Origin of the sequence: Tsuneonella rigui (genome assembly GCF_003958625.1) — a bacterium.
Classification (GTDB): domain Bacteria; phylum Pseudomonadota; class Alphaproteobacteria; order Sphingomonadales; family Sphingomonadaceae; genus Tsuneonella; species Tsuneonella rigui.
Map to the genome: position 1 here is coordinate 67,052 of NZ_RSEL01000018.1, position 13,717 is coordinate 80,768.

16 protein-coding genes are annotated in these 13,717 nt (G+C 68.6%); 10 read left to right on the top strand and 6 right to left on the bottom strand.

The genetic code is table 11. From position 1 onward, the window contains the following. Positions 1-4: 4 nt before the first annotated feature. A complete protein-coding gene (locus ELY12_RS08300) occupies positions 5-628 on the bottom strand; it encodes an HD domain-containing protein (RefSeq protein ID WP_126176233.1) in 624 nt (207 codons plus the stop codon). A gap of 94 nt (positions 629-722) precedes the next feature. Here ELY12_RS08300 and ELY12_RS08305 point away from each other — a divergent pair, with 94 nt between their 5' ends. The 4 genes from ELY12_RS08305 (at position 723) to ELY12_RS08320 (ending at position 4,447) form a co-directional block, all read left to right on the top strand. Beyond that, positions 723-1,931 (top strand): sensor histidine kinase, encoded by a 1,209-nt coding sequence (locus ELY12_RS08305; RefSeq protein ID WP_126176234.1) that lies wholly within the window; start codon positions 723-725, stop codon positions 1,929-1,931. Continuing rightward, positions 1,928-2,734: a LytR/AlgR family response regulator transcription factor gene (locus ELY12_RS08310; protein WP_126176235.1), complete on the top strand. Its 807-nt coding sequence runs from the start codon at positions 1,928-1,930 to the stop codon at positions 2,732-2,734. Before ELY12_RS08305 ends, ELY12_RS08310 begins: the two co-directional genes overlap by 4 nt. A 163-nt stretch (positions 2,735-2,897) precedes the next feature. Next, positions 2,898-3,758 carry a carboxylating nicotinate-nucleotide diphosphorylase gene (gene nadC / locus ELY12_RS08315; RefSeq protein ID WP_126176236.1) on the top strand — a complete coding sequence of 287 codons (861 nt, stop codon included), beginning with the start codon at positions 2,898-2,900 and terminating at the stop codon, positions 3,756-3,758. Beyond that, positions 3,755-4,447 (top strand): ribonuclease T2 family protein, encoded by a 693-nt coding sequence (locus ELY12_RS08320; protein ID WP_241229786.1) that lies wholly within the window; start codon positions 3,755-3,757, stop codon positions 4,445-4,447. The genes nadC and ELY12_RS08320 overlap by 4 nt, the downstream gene beginning before the upstream one ends. Here the strand turns inward: ELY12_RS08320 and ELY12_RS08325 are convergent. After that, entirely contained in the window at positions 4,444-4,899 is a 456-nt protein-coding gene (locus tag ELY12_RS08325; RefSeq protein WP_126176237.1) for a nucleoside deaminase, read from the bottom strand. The two genes, ELY12_RS08320 and ELY12_RS08325, sit on opposite strands and share 4 nt — an antisense overlap. Before the next feature lie 99 nt (positions 4,900-4,998). Between ELY12_RS08325 and rpmB the strand changes: the two genes are divergently transcribed. Together rpmB and ELY12_RS08335 are read left to right on the top strand one after the other, a co-directional pair. Next, the gene (gene rpmB, locus ELY12_RS08330) at positions 4,999-5,286 is read left to right on the top strand and encodes a 50S ribosomal protein L28 (protein ID WP_126176238.1); all 288 of its coding nucleotides are present in this window, start codon (positions 4,999-5,001) and stop codon (positions 5,284-5,286) included. A 92-nt stretch (positions 5,287-5,378) separates the two neighbouring features. Further along, entirely contained in the window at positions 5,379-5,828 is a 450-nt protein-coding gene (locus ELY12_RS08335; RefSeq protein ID WP_126176239.1) for a hypothetical protein, read from the top strand. 6 nt (positions 5,829-5,834) lie between these two features. Here the strand turns inward: ELY12_RS08335 and ELY12_RS08340 are convergent, their stop codons facing one another. The 3 genes from ELY12_RS08340 to xseA are packed head-to-tail and all read right to left on the bottom strand — an operon-like array spanning position 5,835 to position 8,356. Further along, positions 5,835-6,737, bottom strand: a complete 903-nt coding sequence (locus tag ELY12_RS08340) for a M23 family metallopeptidase (protein ID WP_420907053.1) — start codon at positions 6,735-6,737, stop codon at positions 5,835-5,837. Continuing rightward, positions 6,734-6,931 (bottom strand): DUF2093 domain-containing protein, encoded by a 198-nt coding sequence (locus tag ELY12_RS08345; protein WP_126176240.1) that lies wholly within the window; start codon positions 6,929-6,931, stop codon positions 6,734-6,736. The genes ELY12_RS08340 and ELY12_RS08345 overlap by 4 nt, the downstream gene beginning before the upstream one ends. Before the next feature lie 24 nt (positions 6,932-6,955). Next, positions 6,956-8,356, bottom strand: a complete 1,401-nt coding sequence (gene xseA / locus ELY12_RS08350) for an exodeoxyribonuclease VII large subunit (RefSeq protein WP_126176241.1) — start codon at positions 8,354-8,356, stop codon at positions 6,956-6,958. Here xseA and purD point away from each other — a divergent pair. The 3 genes from purD (at position 8,355) to ELY12_RS08365 (ending at position 11,871) form a co-directional block, all read left to right on the top strand. Continuing rightward, positions 8,355-9,638 carry a phosphoribosylamine--glycine ligase gene (purD, locus tag ELY12_RS08355; RefSeq protein ID WP_126176242.1) on the top strand — a complete coding sequence of 428 codons (1,284 nt, stop codon included), beginning with the start codon at positions 8,355-8,357 and terminating at the stop codon, positions 9,636-9,638. The two genes, xseA and purD, sit on opposite strands and share 2 nt — an antisense overlap. A gap of 38 nt (positions 9,639-9,676) precedes the next feature. Continuing rightward, complete coding sequence (locus ELY12_RS08360; protein WP_241229787.1) at positions 9,677-10,942, top strand: MFS transporter; 1,266 nt, start codon at positions 9,677-9,679, stop codon at positions 10,940-10,942. Positions 10,943-11,034: 92 nt separating this feature from the next. Beyond that, positions 11,035-11,871, top strand: a complete 837-nt coding sequence (locus ELY12_RS08365) for a hypothetical protein (RefSeq protein WP_126176243.1) — start codon at positions 11,035-11,037, stop codon at positions 11,869-11,871. Here ELY12_RS08365 and ELY12_RS08370 read toward each other — a convergent pair. Then, on the bottom strand, positions 11,868-12,860 hold the full coding sequence (locus tag ELY12_RS08370) for an adenosine kinase (protein ID WP_206435800.1): 993 nt from the start codon (positions 12,858-12,860) through the stop codon (positions 11,868-11,870). The two genes, ELY12_RS08365 and ELY12_RS08370, sit on opposite strands and share 4 nt — an antisense overlap. A 75-nt stretch (positions 12,861-12,935) precedes the next feature. Here ELY12_RS08370 and ELY12_RS08375 point away from each other — a divergent pair, with 75 nt between their 5' ends. After that, entirely contained in the window at positions 12,936-13,616 is a 681-nt protein-coding gene (locus ELY12_RS08375) for an EI24 domain-containing protein (protein ID WP_126176244.1), read from the top strand. Positions 13,617-13,717: the final 101 nt, after the last annotated feature.

Sequence of the window (13,717 nt, forward strand, 5' to 3'; positions counted from 1 at the left end):
GGCCCTAAGCGGCCTTGGCTTCGGCAACCTTGGCGTAGAGCGAGTTGATCGGCCGCGCCATCACGCGGCGGACCATCGGCTCGAAAAACTCCAAGCTCTCGCTCCCGTAGTCCGGGTCGAACGCCGCCTGGTCGTATTTCTCGCAGAATTCCGCGCAGGCATCGAAGTGCGGATGCCCTCGGAACTGCTCGCGCGAATGCTGGTCCATGCCGAGGTAGTGGAAGTAGTAATAGCCCTGGAAATGCCCGTGGTTCTGGCAGATCCAATGCACTTCCTCGCTGACGAACGGCTTGATGATCGAAGCCGCCACCTCGGGGTGATTGAAGGTGCCGAGCGTGTCGCCGATGTCGTGCAGCAGCGCCATCACCACATAGGCTTCGTCCCGCCCGTCGCGGTGCGCGCGGGTGGCGGTCTGGAGCGAGTGGGTCAAACGGTCGACCGGAAAGCCGCCGAAATCGCCGTCAAGCAGCTTGAGGTGTGCCAGCACGCGGTCGGGCAGGCCCGAGGCGAACTGCAGGTAGTCCGCGCCGATGATCGCCCAATCCTCGGCCGTGCCTTCCTTCATCTCACGAAACTTGGCGCGCTCCTCCGCGCCGTGCAGCGTGTCTTCCAGGGTTTCGACGTCCATCAGGTCTCTCCTTGAAACCCGTATACCCCAAGCAGGAGCGCGATGCCAAAACTTGTCTGACGCGCAGGCAACATTAGTTTAGGGCGTGCAAGCGATGAAGAAGCTGGCCTTCCGCCCGGCGCCGTTCTTCGACAACAAGAACGCCGCCTTCTGGAACCTGCAGTTCGCGGGCTGGGGCGGGGTGTTCGCGCTGCGCGCGGTCTCAGCTGTGGCGAACGAAGCGCCGTGGGATCTGCTGCTCATCGTGCTGGTGCAGGTCGTCACCGGCTTCGCGATCAGCCTGGTGCTATCGGTCATTTACCGCCACCTGATGCAACGCAGTGCCCTCGTTACTTGGGGTATCACCGCGCTGACGCTGTCCGCCGCGGTCGCCTTCTACGCCGCGATCGACGCCTGGCTGCAGGGCATCTATTTCTCCGGGTCGCGTGAGACCACCTTCGCTCAGCGGATCGTCGGCCTCGCCTTCCTCGACGGCACGCTTCTGGGCGCGTGGTCGGCGCTCTATTACGCGATAAATTTCTTCCTCACGGTCGAGGAACAAGCCGACCGCCTCGAACGGCTGGAGGCGCAGGCAACCAGCGCGCAGCTCGCGATGCTGCGCTACCAGCTCAACCCCCACTTCCTGTTCAATACGCTCAATTCGATCTCCACCCTCGTCCTGCTCAAGCAGACCGAGCCCGCCAACGCGATGCTCACCCGCCTCAGCGCATTCTTGCGCCATACACTGGTGAGCGAGCCGGGATCGAAAGTGACGATCGCGCAGGAAGTGGAGACGCTGAAGCTCTACCTCGGGATCGAACGAATGCGCTTCGAGGAACGGCTGCGGACCGAATTCCACGTCGAGCCGGAGGCGGCCAACGCCTGCCTGCCCTCGATGCTGCTGCAGCCGCTGGTCGAGAACGCGGTCAAGTACGCCGTCAGCCCGCAAGAGGAGGGCGCATCGATCAGCCTGACCGCGCAACTCGTCGGACGCCGCTTGCGGGTCGCCGTGTCCGACAGCGGGCCGGGATTGCGCGAAGGCGGCGGCGGGACCAGCGTGCCGCCGTCGCTTGCGGGGGTGGGCCGGACCGTGTCGACTGGCGTCGGCCTGGCCAACATCCGCGAGCGTCTGAGCCAAGCCTACGGCGAGGACCACCGATTCGAAATCCGCAACCCGCCCGAGGGCGGCTTCACCGTGATCATTGAAATCCCCTACGAAGCCGCCGCCCCCCGCGAAACCACTGTGGTCGAACGACCGTCCCCCGCTCCCGCCGCGCTCACCCCCGAGCCGCCGGCGCTTTCGATTGGAACCACTGCCGCATGACCATCCGCACCCTACTCGTCGATGACGAGAAGCTAGCCATCCAGGGGCTTCAGCTGCGCCTCGAGAAGTTCGACGATGTCGAGGTGATCGGCACTTGCGCCAACGGGCGCGAGGCGATCCGCGCGATCAAGACCGAGAAGCCCGATCTCGTATTCCTCGACATCCAGATGCCCGGCTTCGACGGGTTCAGCGTGGTCAAGGGCGTGATGGAGATCGAGCCGCCGCTGTTCGTCTTCGTCACCGCCTTCGAGGAGCACGCGATCCGCGCGTTCGAGGCCAACGCGGTCAACTACCTGATGAAGCCGGTCGACGAGGACAAGCTTGCCGACACCATCGAGCGCGTGCGCCAGCGCCTTGCCGAGAAGCGCAGCGCGGAAGAGGCCGAGAAGCTCAAGAACGTGCTCAGCGAAGTCGCGCCCGACGCGGCCGAGGAATACGCCGCAGGCGACGAAACCCCGACCGAGAGCGCCGACCGGTTCGAGAAGCTGATCAACATCAAGGACCGCGGGCAGATCTTCCGCGTGGAGATCGATTCCATCGAGCACATCGTCGCCGCGGGCGACTACATGTGCATCTACACCGGCGATAACAGCCTGATCCTGCGCGAGACGATGAAGGACCTCGAACGCCGGCTCGATCCGCGCACCTTCCAGCGCGTGCACCGCTCGACGATCGTGAACCTGAACCTCGTGCGGCAGGTGAAGCCCCACACCAACGGCGAATGCTTCCTGGTGCTCGACAGCGGCGCCGAGGTGAAGGTGAGCCGCAGCTACCGCGACGTGGTGGCGCGGTTCGTTCACTAGCTCGCCCCTTGTCACAGACACTCCTCCTCCGTCGGCCCGGACGTGATCCGGGCCAGTGCGTTTCTTCGAGCGCCGGATTCGAAGATAGCACCACCCCGGATCAAGTCTCCCTCCGGGAGAGCTTCGCTTCCCGGGGCGACGAAGGTTATTGAGCGACGTGAGCGTGGCTTTCTCGATCCCCGGCTTTGACCTCGACCGCTTCGTCCGCGAGACGCTGGCGGAGGACCTCGGCGAAGGGCTGCCAGGCGGCGGTCGCGACGTCACCAGCGAGAGCGTGATTCCGGCCGACGCGCGCTTTTCCGGCGTGATGGACAGCCGCGACGCGATCGTCGTCGCGGGCCTGCCGGTGGCGGAGGCGTTCTTTCGCGCGCTCGATCCGGCCATGTCGATCGAATTGCTGGTCGAGGAGGGCGCCGAGGTTACACCCGGGACCGACCTGATGCGCCTCGAGGGCAACGCCCGCGCGATGCTCACCGCCGAGCGCAGCGCGCTCAACATCGTCCAGCACCTCTCCGGCGTCGCGACGCTGACCCGCGAGTACGTGCAGGCGATGGACAATCCTGCCTGCACGCTGCTCGACACCCGCAAGACCATTCCCGGGCTGCGCCACCTCGAGAAATACGCAGTGCGCATGGGCGGCGGAGCGAACCACCGCATGGGCCTGTGGGACGCGGCGATGATCAAGGACAACCACGTCCTCGTCGCCGGTTCGGTCGGCCAGGCGGTCGGCGCGGCGCGCGCGGCCGGGGTGAAGGACGTGATTTGCGAGGTCGACCGGATCGACCAGATCGAGCCCGCGATCGCCGCCGGCGCGACCCGGCTGCTGCTCGACAACATGGAGCCCGATACCTTGCGCGAAGCGGTGCGGATCGTCGCCGGCCGGGTCCCGACCGAGGCGAGCGGCGGGATCAATCTCCAGACCATCAAGGCCAAGGCCGCGACCGGCGTCGACTACGTCTCGGTCGGCCGGCTGACCCAAAGCGCCCCTGCGGCCGACATCGGGCTCGACTTCACGCCGTTGTGAAGTGGTTCGCGGCCCTCGCGCTGGTCATCGCCGCGCCGCTCCACGCGCAAGCCTATCAATGCCGCGTTCCCCCTAAGGTATCGGTCCCGCAAGTACGGCCCGACGGCCCGGTGCGGCGCTCGCCGGTCACCGGCTACACGCTCGCGCTGAGTTGGGCGCCCGAGTACTGCAAGGGGCGCGAGAGCCGCCGCGCCGATGCAGTGCAGTGCTCCGGCGATAATGGACGCTTCGGGCTGATCGTCCACGGGTTGTGGCCCGAGGGGCGCGGCGCGTGGCCGCAGTGGTGCCCGACGAAGCAGGCGCTCTCTCCTGTCGAGGCGCGCCGGAACATGTGCATGATTCCTTCGGCGCGGATGCAGGCGACCGAGTGGGCCAAGCACGGCGCGTGCATGACTCGCACGCCGGCGGGCTACTTCAAGGTCACGCGTATACTCTATCAGAGCTTGCGCTTTCCCGACCTCGACCGGCTGTCGAAAGACCCTGAGCTGAATGTCGGTCTGATCCGCCGGCGGTTTGCCACCGCTAATCCCGGCTGGAGGGCTGATGCGGTGGGCGTGAAGCTCAACGAGCGCGGATGGCTTGAGGAAGTGCGGCTTTGCTACGACAAGCGCTTCATGCCGGCGCCTTGCGATCGGGGTCGGTTCGGGCCGCCCGACAGCGCTGACGTCAAAATCTGGCGCGGGCTCTAGCGCCGTTCGCGGAAGAAGCCGCGAAGCAGTTCGGCGGCCTCGCTCTCGCCGATGCCGGAGACCACTTCCGGTCGATGCAGGCACTGCGGATGGTCGAACACCCGCGCGCCATGGGCGACCGCGCCGCCCTTGGGGTCGGGCGCGGCGTAGGTCACGCGGGCGAGGCGGGCGTGGGCGATCGCACCGGCACACATCGCGCAGGGCTCGAGTGTGACGAACAGCTCGCATCCCGTCAGCCGCTCGTCGCCGAGCGCCTTCGCGGCCACGCGAATGGCGACGATCTCCGCATGCGCGGTCGGGTCATGATCGCCGCGCGGCGCGTTGCGGCCCTCGCCGATCACCACGCCGTCCTTGACCACCACCGCGCCAATCGGCACTTCGCCCGCGTGGGCAGCTTCGCGCGCGAGGGCGAGCGCGCGTTTCATCGGGTCGGGCAGGGGCCAGCGGGTCATCGGCCCCGGCCCTAGCCTCTGGGTTGACGATTCGCGAGTGCGCCGCTAAGCGCGCGCCTTTCCCGGCACCGCCGTAACCGTTTCTACGAGAGATCAGTCATGTCGCGCATCTGCGAACTCACCGGCAAGGGCCGCCAGGTCGGCCACAACGTGAGCCACGCCAACAACAAGACCAAGAAGACCTTTCTGCCCAACCTGCAGAACGTCACGCTGATGAGCGAGAAGCTGGACCGCAGCTTCAAGTTCCGCGTTTCGACCCAGGGTCTGCGCTCGGTCGAGCACAACGGCGGCCTCGACAACTGGCTGCTCAAGACCGGCGACGAGAAGCTGTCGGCCAATGCGCTCAAGGTGAAGCGCGAGCTGAAGAAGGCCGCCGCGGCCGCCTGATAAGCTGTCAATGGAGCGCTTGATTGGCGCGCCGAACACCCGCGTGTTCGGCGCGCTTTTCGTATGCGCGGCGCATTGCTATCGTGCGGGGCATGAAGACATCGCTTGCCCCTGTCACGCTCGCCGCTGCGATGCTGGTCCTTCCTGTTGCGGCAGCCGGCCAGGACACCCCAGCAGTGGTGACCGCGGTTTATCAATGCCGGACGCTTACTGACGACGCGGCCCGGCTCGCGTGCTTCGACAAGGCGGCCGCCGACCTCGAGCAGGCCCAGAACGCGCGTACGCTGTCATTTGGCGACGAGGACGCATTCCCGCGCTTCGAGGGTGCCGAGCTCAAGAGCAAGATCGAGGCGGTCAGCGCCAACCAGGCGGGGCGCTATGTCATCACCCTGGCCGACGGGACGCGCTGGCTGCAAACCGAATGGACCAAGTTCATCTTCGACCCCAAGGCGGGCGATTCGATCGTGATCCGCAAGGGCCTGACCGGTAATTACCGCGCAAGCAGCCGAGGTACCGCGTTCCAGGTCCGCCAGATCGGATAGCGGCGCCTAGCGAGGCGGCAGGAACAGCAGCGGGTCGAGCCGCGCGTCCTGCCACTTGATCGACCAGTGCAGGTGCGGCCCGGTCGCGCGGCCGGTTGCGCCGGTGTAGCCCAGCAGCTGGCCCTGCTTCACCACGTCGCCCTCCTTCACCGCGAGGCGCGAGGAATGCAGGAACGCGCTGTTGAGGCCCATGCCGTGGTCGATGATCAAGAGGTTGCCTTCGAGCGTAAACGGGCTGGTCGCCGCCAGCACCACCACGCCATCGGCCGGGGCCACATAAGGCACGCCCGCCCCCGGCGCGATGTCGAGGCCCGAGTGATAGGCCGCCGGTTCCCCGCGATAGATCCGCTGCGAGCCGAACCGGCCGGAAATGCGCCCCTCGACCGGCCAGATGAAACTCTGCCGCCAGCCGTCGCTGGCGCTGTTGCGCGCGCGGGCCGCCTCGATGCGGGCGAGCTCGGGCCGGCGCAGCGCCATGAACGCTTCGGTCGCGCCGCCGGGCGCGCGGGCGACGTTGACCCGCTCGATCTGCCACTCGCGCGGCGCGATCGAGAGCGGGCTGGTCACCGTGCGCCCATCCGCCAGCTGCGCCGAGAGCGTCGCGACCGGCCCCGCGTCGCGGTCGAACGCGGCGAAGAAGCGGCCTTGGGCATCGAGCGCGAGCGGCTGGCCGTCGAGGGTGGCGCTGCGGGTGCCGCCGGGCGCCTGCCCGCGGATCCACCCGCCCTGAGTCTGCTGACCTTGGAACACGAAGGTCGTCGGCCCCGAGACCACCGGCGATGCGGTCGGCTTGGCCGTCACGATCGGCTGCACCACCGCCGTGTTCTGAGGCGCAGCCCCACCGCTGTCGTCAGCCACGCAGCCCGCCAGCGCGAGCAGCGCGAGAGCCGATCCGGGGCGGGCGATCACTTGAGATGGCGGCGGGTGGCGACCTCGGGCGAGGCGTAGGCCTCCTGCCGCTCGACGCTCCAGTAGCGAAGCGCCTCCAGCGGGATGGCCTCGCCGGTCACCGCGCAGATCACGTGGGTGCCCGGCCGCATAACCCGGAAGCCGTTGGGTCCGTAGATCAGTTCCGCCGGCCGTTCGCCCGATTTCATCAGCATGGGATACGCCCTATCACCTGAGGCTCAGCCGAACAAATCGTCCTGGCGCGGGGGCGCCACGGGCCGTTTCACCGGCGCGACGGAGCGCGGCTTGCGCTGCACGCCGGCGAGCGGGGCGACCTCCAGTGGACCGTCGCGGAAATGCAGGGTGAGCGCCGGCTCCGCCTTCGCCATGGCCGCCTCGACAAGCGTACGCCCATCGGTTCCGGTGACGCGGACGTAGCCCTTCTGCAGCAGGTTGCTGGGGTTGATCGATGCCAACACCCGCCCACTGGCGGTGAGGCGATCCTGCGCACGCTCCACGCGGTGCCGCAAGAGCGATGGCGAGAGCCGCGCATTGTCGTGCTGCAACCGCTCGCGCGCTTGCGCCGCACGGTCGCGCAGGCCGCGCCGCAGCCGCTCCGACAAGTCGTCCAGCTTCTGCGCCTGCGGAGCGAGCAGCGCCTGCGGCTGCGGCAGCCGCTTGGCCCGCGCCTCCAGCCGCTCGCGCCCCAGCTCGACCGGACGCAAGGCGCAGCGTTGCTTGCGCACCGCGAAGTCGACCAGGGTCGCGCGCAACTCGCGCAGCACCGGCACCGCGATCTCCGCGGCCGCTGTGGGCGTCGGCGCGCGGCGGTCGGCGGCGTGATCGGCGAGCGTGGTGTCGGTCTCGTGCCCCACCGCGCTGATGGTCGGGATCGCACTCTCGGCGATGGCGCGCACCACCGCTTCCTCGTTAAAGCTCCACAAGTCCTCAATCGACCCGCCCCCGCGCGCGATTATGACAAGGTCGGGCCGCAGCGCGTGGCCCTCGGGCAGCGCGGAGAACCCGCGCACCGCCGCCGCTACCTGCTCGGCCGCCCCGTTTCCCTGCACCAGCACCGGCCACACCAGCACCCGGCTGGGAAACCGGTCGGCGAGGCGGTGGAGGATGTCGCGGATCACCGCTCCGGTGGGCGAGGTGACCACGCCGATGGTCGCCGGCAGGTACGGCAGCGGCCGTTTGCGCTCAGGTGAGAACAGCCCTTCCGCCCCGAGCCGCTGGCGCAGCTTTTCCAGCAAAGCGAGCAGCGCGCCCTCGCCGGCCAGCTCCAGCTTGTCGATCACCACCTGGTATTTCGAGCGGCCCGGATAGGTCGTCAGCTTGCCGCTCGCGACCACCTCCAGCCCGTCCTCGGGGCGGAACGCGAGCGCAGCGGCGGGCCCGCGCCACATCACCCCGTCGATCACCGCGCTCTCGTCCTTGAGGCAGCAGTAGAGGTGGCCCGAGGCGGCGCGCTTCACCCCCGACAGCTCGCCGCGCAGGCGCACGAAGCCGAACCGGTCCTCGACCGTGCGCTTGAGCATGCCGGCCAGTTCGCTGACGGTGAGCGGCTCGGCGTTGTCGCCCGGCCTGCCCTTCGCTACCAGCCCGCCACCATCTTCGTCGTAATCGGGAACGGGCATGAACATCCTTCTGCTGGGCAGCGGCGGCCGCGAGCATGCGCTGGCGTGGAAGCTGGCGCAATCCCGGCTGCTCACCGAGACCGGAGATAGGCTCTACGCGGCGCCGGGCAACCCGGGCATCGCCGAGCATGCCGAACTGGTGGCGCTCGATGCGACCCATCACGCGGCCGTGGTTCGCTTCTGCCAGGAGCGCCGGATCGCGCTGGTGGTGGTCGGGCCCGAGGCCCCGCTGGTCGACGGCCTCGCCGACAGCCTGCGCGCCGAGGGCATCCCGGTGTTCGGCCCCTCGCAGGCCGCGGCGCAGCTTGAGGGCAGCAAGGGCTTCACCAAGGACCTGTGCCAGCGGGCGGGGATCCCCACCGCGGGTTATGTTCGCGCCGCTTCGCTCGACGAAGCCCGCGCGGCGCTGGAGGGGTTCAGCGCGCCCTACGTGCTCAAGGCCGACGGCCTCGCCGCGGGCAAGGGCGTGGTGATCGCCGAAACCCGCGACGAGGCGAATGAAGCGCTCGCCGAGATGTTCGGCGGCCAGTTCGGCAGCGCGGGCGCTGAGGTGGTGATCGAGGAGTTCATGACCGGCGAGGAAGCGAGCTTCTTCGCCCTGACCGACGGCGCCAGCGTGCTCGCGTTCGGCAGCGCACAGGACCACAAGCGCGTGGGTGAGGGCGACACGGGCCCCAACACCGGCGGCATGGGCGCCTACAGCCCCGCGCGCGTGCTCACCCCGCTACTCGAAGGCGAGGTGCTCGAACGCATCATCCTGCCCACCGTGCGCGCGATGGCCGACGCGGGCACGCCCTATTCGGGGGTGCTGTTCGCGGGTCTGATGCTGACGAGCGAGGGCCCCAAGCTGATCGAATACAACGCCCGCTTCGGTGACCCCGAATGCCAGGTGCTGATGATGCGGCTGGAGGACGATCTTGGCGAACTGCTCCTCGCCTGCGCGGAAAACCGGCTCGGCACCGTGCCACCGGTCTCGCTGCGCGACGAGGTGGCGCTAACAGTAGTGATGGCCGCCGACGGCTACCCCGGCACCCCCGCCAAGGGCGGCGCGATCGATCTCGGCGAGGCGGAAGCGGGAGGCGCCAAAGTCTTCCACGCCGGCACCGCGACCGCGAACGGCCAGCTCATTGCCAACGGCGGCCGCGTCCTCAACGTCACCGCCACCGGCAACAGCGTCCGCGAGGCGCAGCAACGTGCTTACGCCGCAGTCGACGCAATCGAGGCCCCCACCCTGTTCTGCCGCCGCGACATCGGCTGGCGCGAGGTGGCGCGGGAGGGCTAGCTTGACCCGCCTGCCACGCACGCGCATCGGCGCTGGTGATGGCCGATAATTCAGGCACTTCCACACCAACAGGCGGCGTCATGGCGCCGGGTGCGGTACTCGCTCCGTTCCGCTATCCGGCGTTTCGCGCGATCTGGACCGCGAACCTCGCCTCCAATCTCGGCTCGATGATCCAGTCGGTCGCGGCCGCGTGGCTGATGACCGAGCTCACCCGCAGCCACGCACTGATCGCGCTGGTGCAGGCGTCGGTGACGCTGCCGATCCTGTTGTTCGGCGTCTTCGCGGGCGCGATCGCGGACAATTTCGATCGGCGGCGGATCATGCTTGCGGCGCAAGGCGGGATGCTGGTGGTCTCCGCCCTGCTCGCCCTGGTCAGCTACCGGGGCGGGCTGGCGCCGTGGAGCCTGCTCGGCTTCACCCTGCTGGTGGGCATCGGCACCGCGCTCAACGGACCGGCGTGGCAGGCCTCGGTCCGCGCGCAGGTCGGGCGGCAGGACCTCGCGCAGGCGATCACGCTCAATTCGATCGCCTTCAACCTCGCGCGCAGCGTCGGGCCGGCGCTCGGCGGCGTGCTGATCTCGATCTGGAGCGTGAGCCTCGCGTTCGCGCTCAACGCCCTGAGCTACGTGTTCCTCATCGTCGTGCTGCTGCGCTGGCATCCGCAGGTCGAGCGGCCCTCACGCACCCCGATGCTGAGCGCGATCGCGGTGGGCCTGAAGTTCTGCGCCACCAACGGCCCGGTGCGCCGGGTGCTGCTGCGCGGCGCCTGCGCCGGGTTCGGGCTCGCAGGTTATTCGGCGCTGTTGCCGGTGATCGTGCGCCAGCGGCTGCAGGGTGGGGAGATCGACTACGGCCTCATGCTCGGCGCGTTCGGGGTCGCCTCGATCACCGCCGCGCTGTTCGTTTCGCAGCTGCGGCGCCGGTTCGGCAGCGAGACGGTGGTCGGGCTGGGCTCGGTCGCATTCATCGTCGGCTACGCGGTGATCGCCCGCGCAGGCAGCGTGCCCGCGGCGATGCCGGCGGCGTTCGTCGCCGGGCTGGGCTGGGTGCTGACGCTGACCACGCTCAATGTGGCGATGCAGGTCCGCGCGCCGAATGAGATCCTCGGGCGGTGCCTGTCGATCTACCAGGCGGTGACCTTCGGCAGCATGGCGCTGGGCGCGTGGACCTGGGGCACGCTGTCGGACACGCTCGGCATCCCCGGCACGCTCTACGCCGCTGCCGGCTTCCTCGCCGCGATGCTGGTGGTGCTGCGGCTGTTCGCGCCGATGCCGCGGGTGGGCGAGGGCGTGCAGCCAGGCTGAGCGCGTGGGACGCGAAAGTGGACGCCCTATCCCGCTGCTGGTAAGGTCGGCGCAATAAGCACGGGTCGCGCTTCCTTGGGGGAGGAACCATCGTGCCGTATCGCCTCGGTCATTATTACGTAGGCTTTGTGCTGCTGGTCGTCCTGACCGGCTTCTGGGCGAGCTACTTCTCGCCACTCGGCAGCGCGATGCCGCTCGCCTTTCACATTCACGCCATGACCGCTTCGAGCTGGCTGCTCCTGCTCATCGCGCAAAGCGTGGTCATCCACCAACGCCAGAACGCTTTGCACAAGGTGATGGGCAAGGCCAGCTTCGTGCTGTTCCCGCTGCTGATGCTGGGCTTCACGATGATCATCAACCTGTCGGCCGACCGCTACGCCGCGAAGGAGAGCCCGTTCATCGCCTACGTGGGTCCCTCGTTTGGGATCGGCATGACCGTCGCGCTGATCGCCTACCTCACGCTGTTCTACATGGCGATGAAGCACCGGCGGAACGCGCGGCTGCACGCGGGCTATCTGCTGGCGACCCCAATGATCCTGTTCGAATCCCCGTTCAGCCGGGCGATGTCGCAGTACTTCCCGTGGATGAACGTGATCGGCAGCACCGGATTTCAGGAGCTGCTCGACACGATCGTGGTGAGCAACGCGCTGGTCAGCCTGTTCGCGCTCGCGCTCTATTGGCGCGATCGCAGGAACGGCGCGCCGTGGCTGGTGGCCATCGCGTTCATGACATTGGAGTCTGCCGTGATGTGGTTCGCGCCGTCCTGGCCGTTCGCTGCGGACCTGTTCGCCGCGTACACCCACGTGCCGCACTGGATCAGCCTGGTGGGTGCGCTGTTTGCCGGCGCCGCGGCGGGCTATTTCGGCTGGTACGCCGCCCCCGGCGTCCGCAAGCGCAGCGCGCCAGCGGACGCGGTGCCGCAGGCTTAGCCGAGCTTCTCTGCCATCAGCGCCTGAAGGTCCGCTTCGGGCCGGGCGCCGTAGTGGCTGATAATTTCCGCCGCGCAGATCGCGCCGCGCTGGAGGCAGCGCTCCAGCGGCTCGCGCGCGACGTGACCGTGGAGGAAGCCGGCGGCGAACAGGTCGCCCGCGCCGGTGGTGTCGACCACCGTGGTCGCGACCGAAGGCACCGTCGCCCGCTCGCCCTTGCGCAGCGCGGTCGCGCCCTCGGCGCCGCAGGTGACGACCAGCGTCGGCACCTTGTCTTTCAGCGCAGCGATGCCGGCCTCGAGATCGCTCTCGCCGGTCAGCGCGGCGAGCTCGGTGTGGTTGGCGAACAGCACGTCGATCAAGCCATCGGCGATGAGGGCGCGGAAATCGTCGCCGTGGCGATCGATCACGAACACCTCGGAGAGGGTGAAGGCGACCTCGCGTCCCGCGCGGCGGGCGGCGTCGATCGCCCGGCGCATCGCGGCGCGCGGTTCTTCCGGGTCCCACAGGTAGCCTTCGAGATAGAGCACCTTGGCGGCGGCGATCGCCTGTTCGTCGAGCGCGGCGGCGGGGAGGTACTGGCTCGCGCCGAGGAAGGTGTTCATCGTCCGCTGTGCATCGGGGGTGACGAAGATCAGGCACTGCGCGGTCGGCGGCTCGGCTTCCCGGGTGGGGGTGTCGAAGTCGATCCCGCCGGCGCGGATATCGTGCGCGAAGACGCGGCCGAACTGGTCATCCGCGACCTGGCCGATGAACGCGCACTTGGCGCCCAGCGCGGCTAGGCCCGCGAGCGTGTTGGCCGCGCTGCCGCCAGAGATTTCCTTGGCCGGGCCCATCGCCTCGTACAGGCGGCGCGCGCCGTCGGCGTCGACCAGCGTCATCCCGCCCTTGTTGAGGCTGAGACGCTCGATCGTCGCGTCGTCGCTCGCGGCCATGATGTCGACGATCGCGTTGCCGATGGCGATGACGTCGTAGCGGGTTTCGGTCACTCAAATATCCTCGATGGAAAAGCCCGGCGCGCCTAGCCGCTTGCGCCCTTCGCGCCAAGCGTTGAGAAGCGGGCCATGACCGGCGTCCTCTCCGCATTTGCCCGCGCGCTGGGCCAACTGGGCGACCGGCGTGTGCTCGGCGTGCTGGCGAAGAGCATGGCGGTCACCCTGGCGATCTTCGCCGCGCTCGGTGTCGCGCTGTGGCGCGGCATGGCGCGGCTGATTGAGCACTACGCGGCGGGCTACGGCGAGCTAGGCGGGCTGATCGGCATCCTTCTCGCGGTGATCGGCGGTTGGCTGCTATTCCGCGTGGTGGCGCTGTTCGTGCTGCAGTTCTTCGCCGACGAGGTGGTCCTGGCGGTCGAGGCGCGCGACTACCCGCAAGACGCGGCGAACGCGCGCAAGCTCGGGTTCGCCGAGGAGGCACGCAATGCGTTCGGCGGACTGACGCGCGCGGTGGTGGTCAACCTGATCGCACTGCCGTTCGCGATCCTGTTGCTGGTCACCGGCGTCGGCACCGCGATCCTGTTCTGGGCGGTCAACGCATGGCTGCTCGGGCGCGAGTTGCAGGATATGGTCTGGCTGAGGCACCGACCGGATAAGGCCGCCGCTCTGCCGCTCGGCGGCTTGACTCGGTTCGCGCTGGGCGGGATCGTCGCGGCGATGTTGCTGATCCCGTTCGTCAATCTGCTCGCCCCAGTGCTCGGCGCGGCTGCCGCGACCCACCTCGTTCATGGGCGCAAGGTGCGGGCGTGAAGCTCTGGCCCCTCCTCCCGCTCGCCGCGCTCGCCGCGTGCGGGCCGACGACCGGCGCGAAGGTCGCCTCCACCCCGACCGTAAGCCAGCCCGCGCGCGTC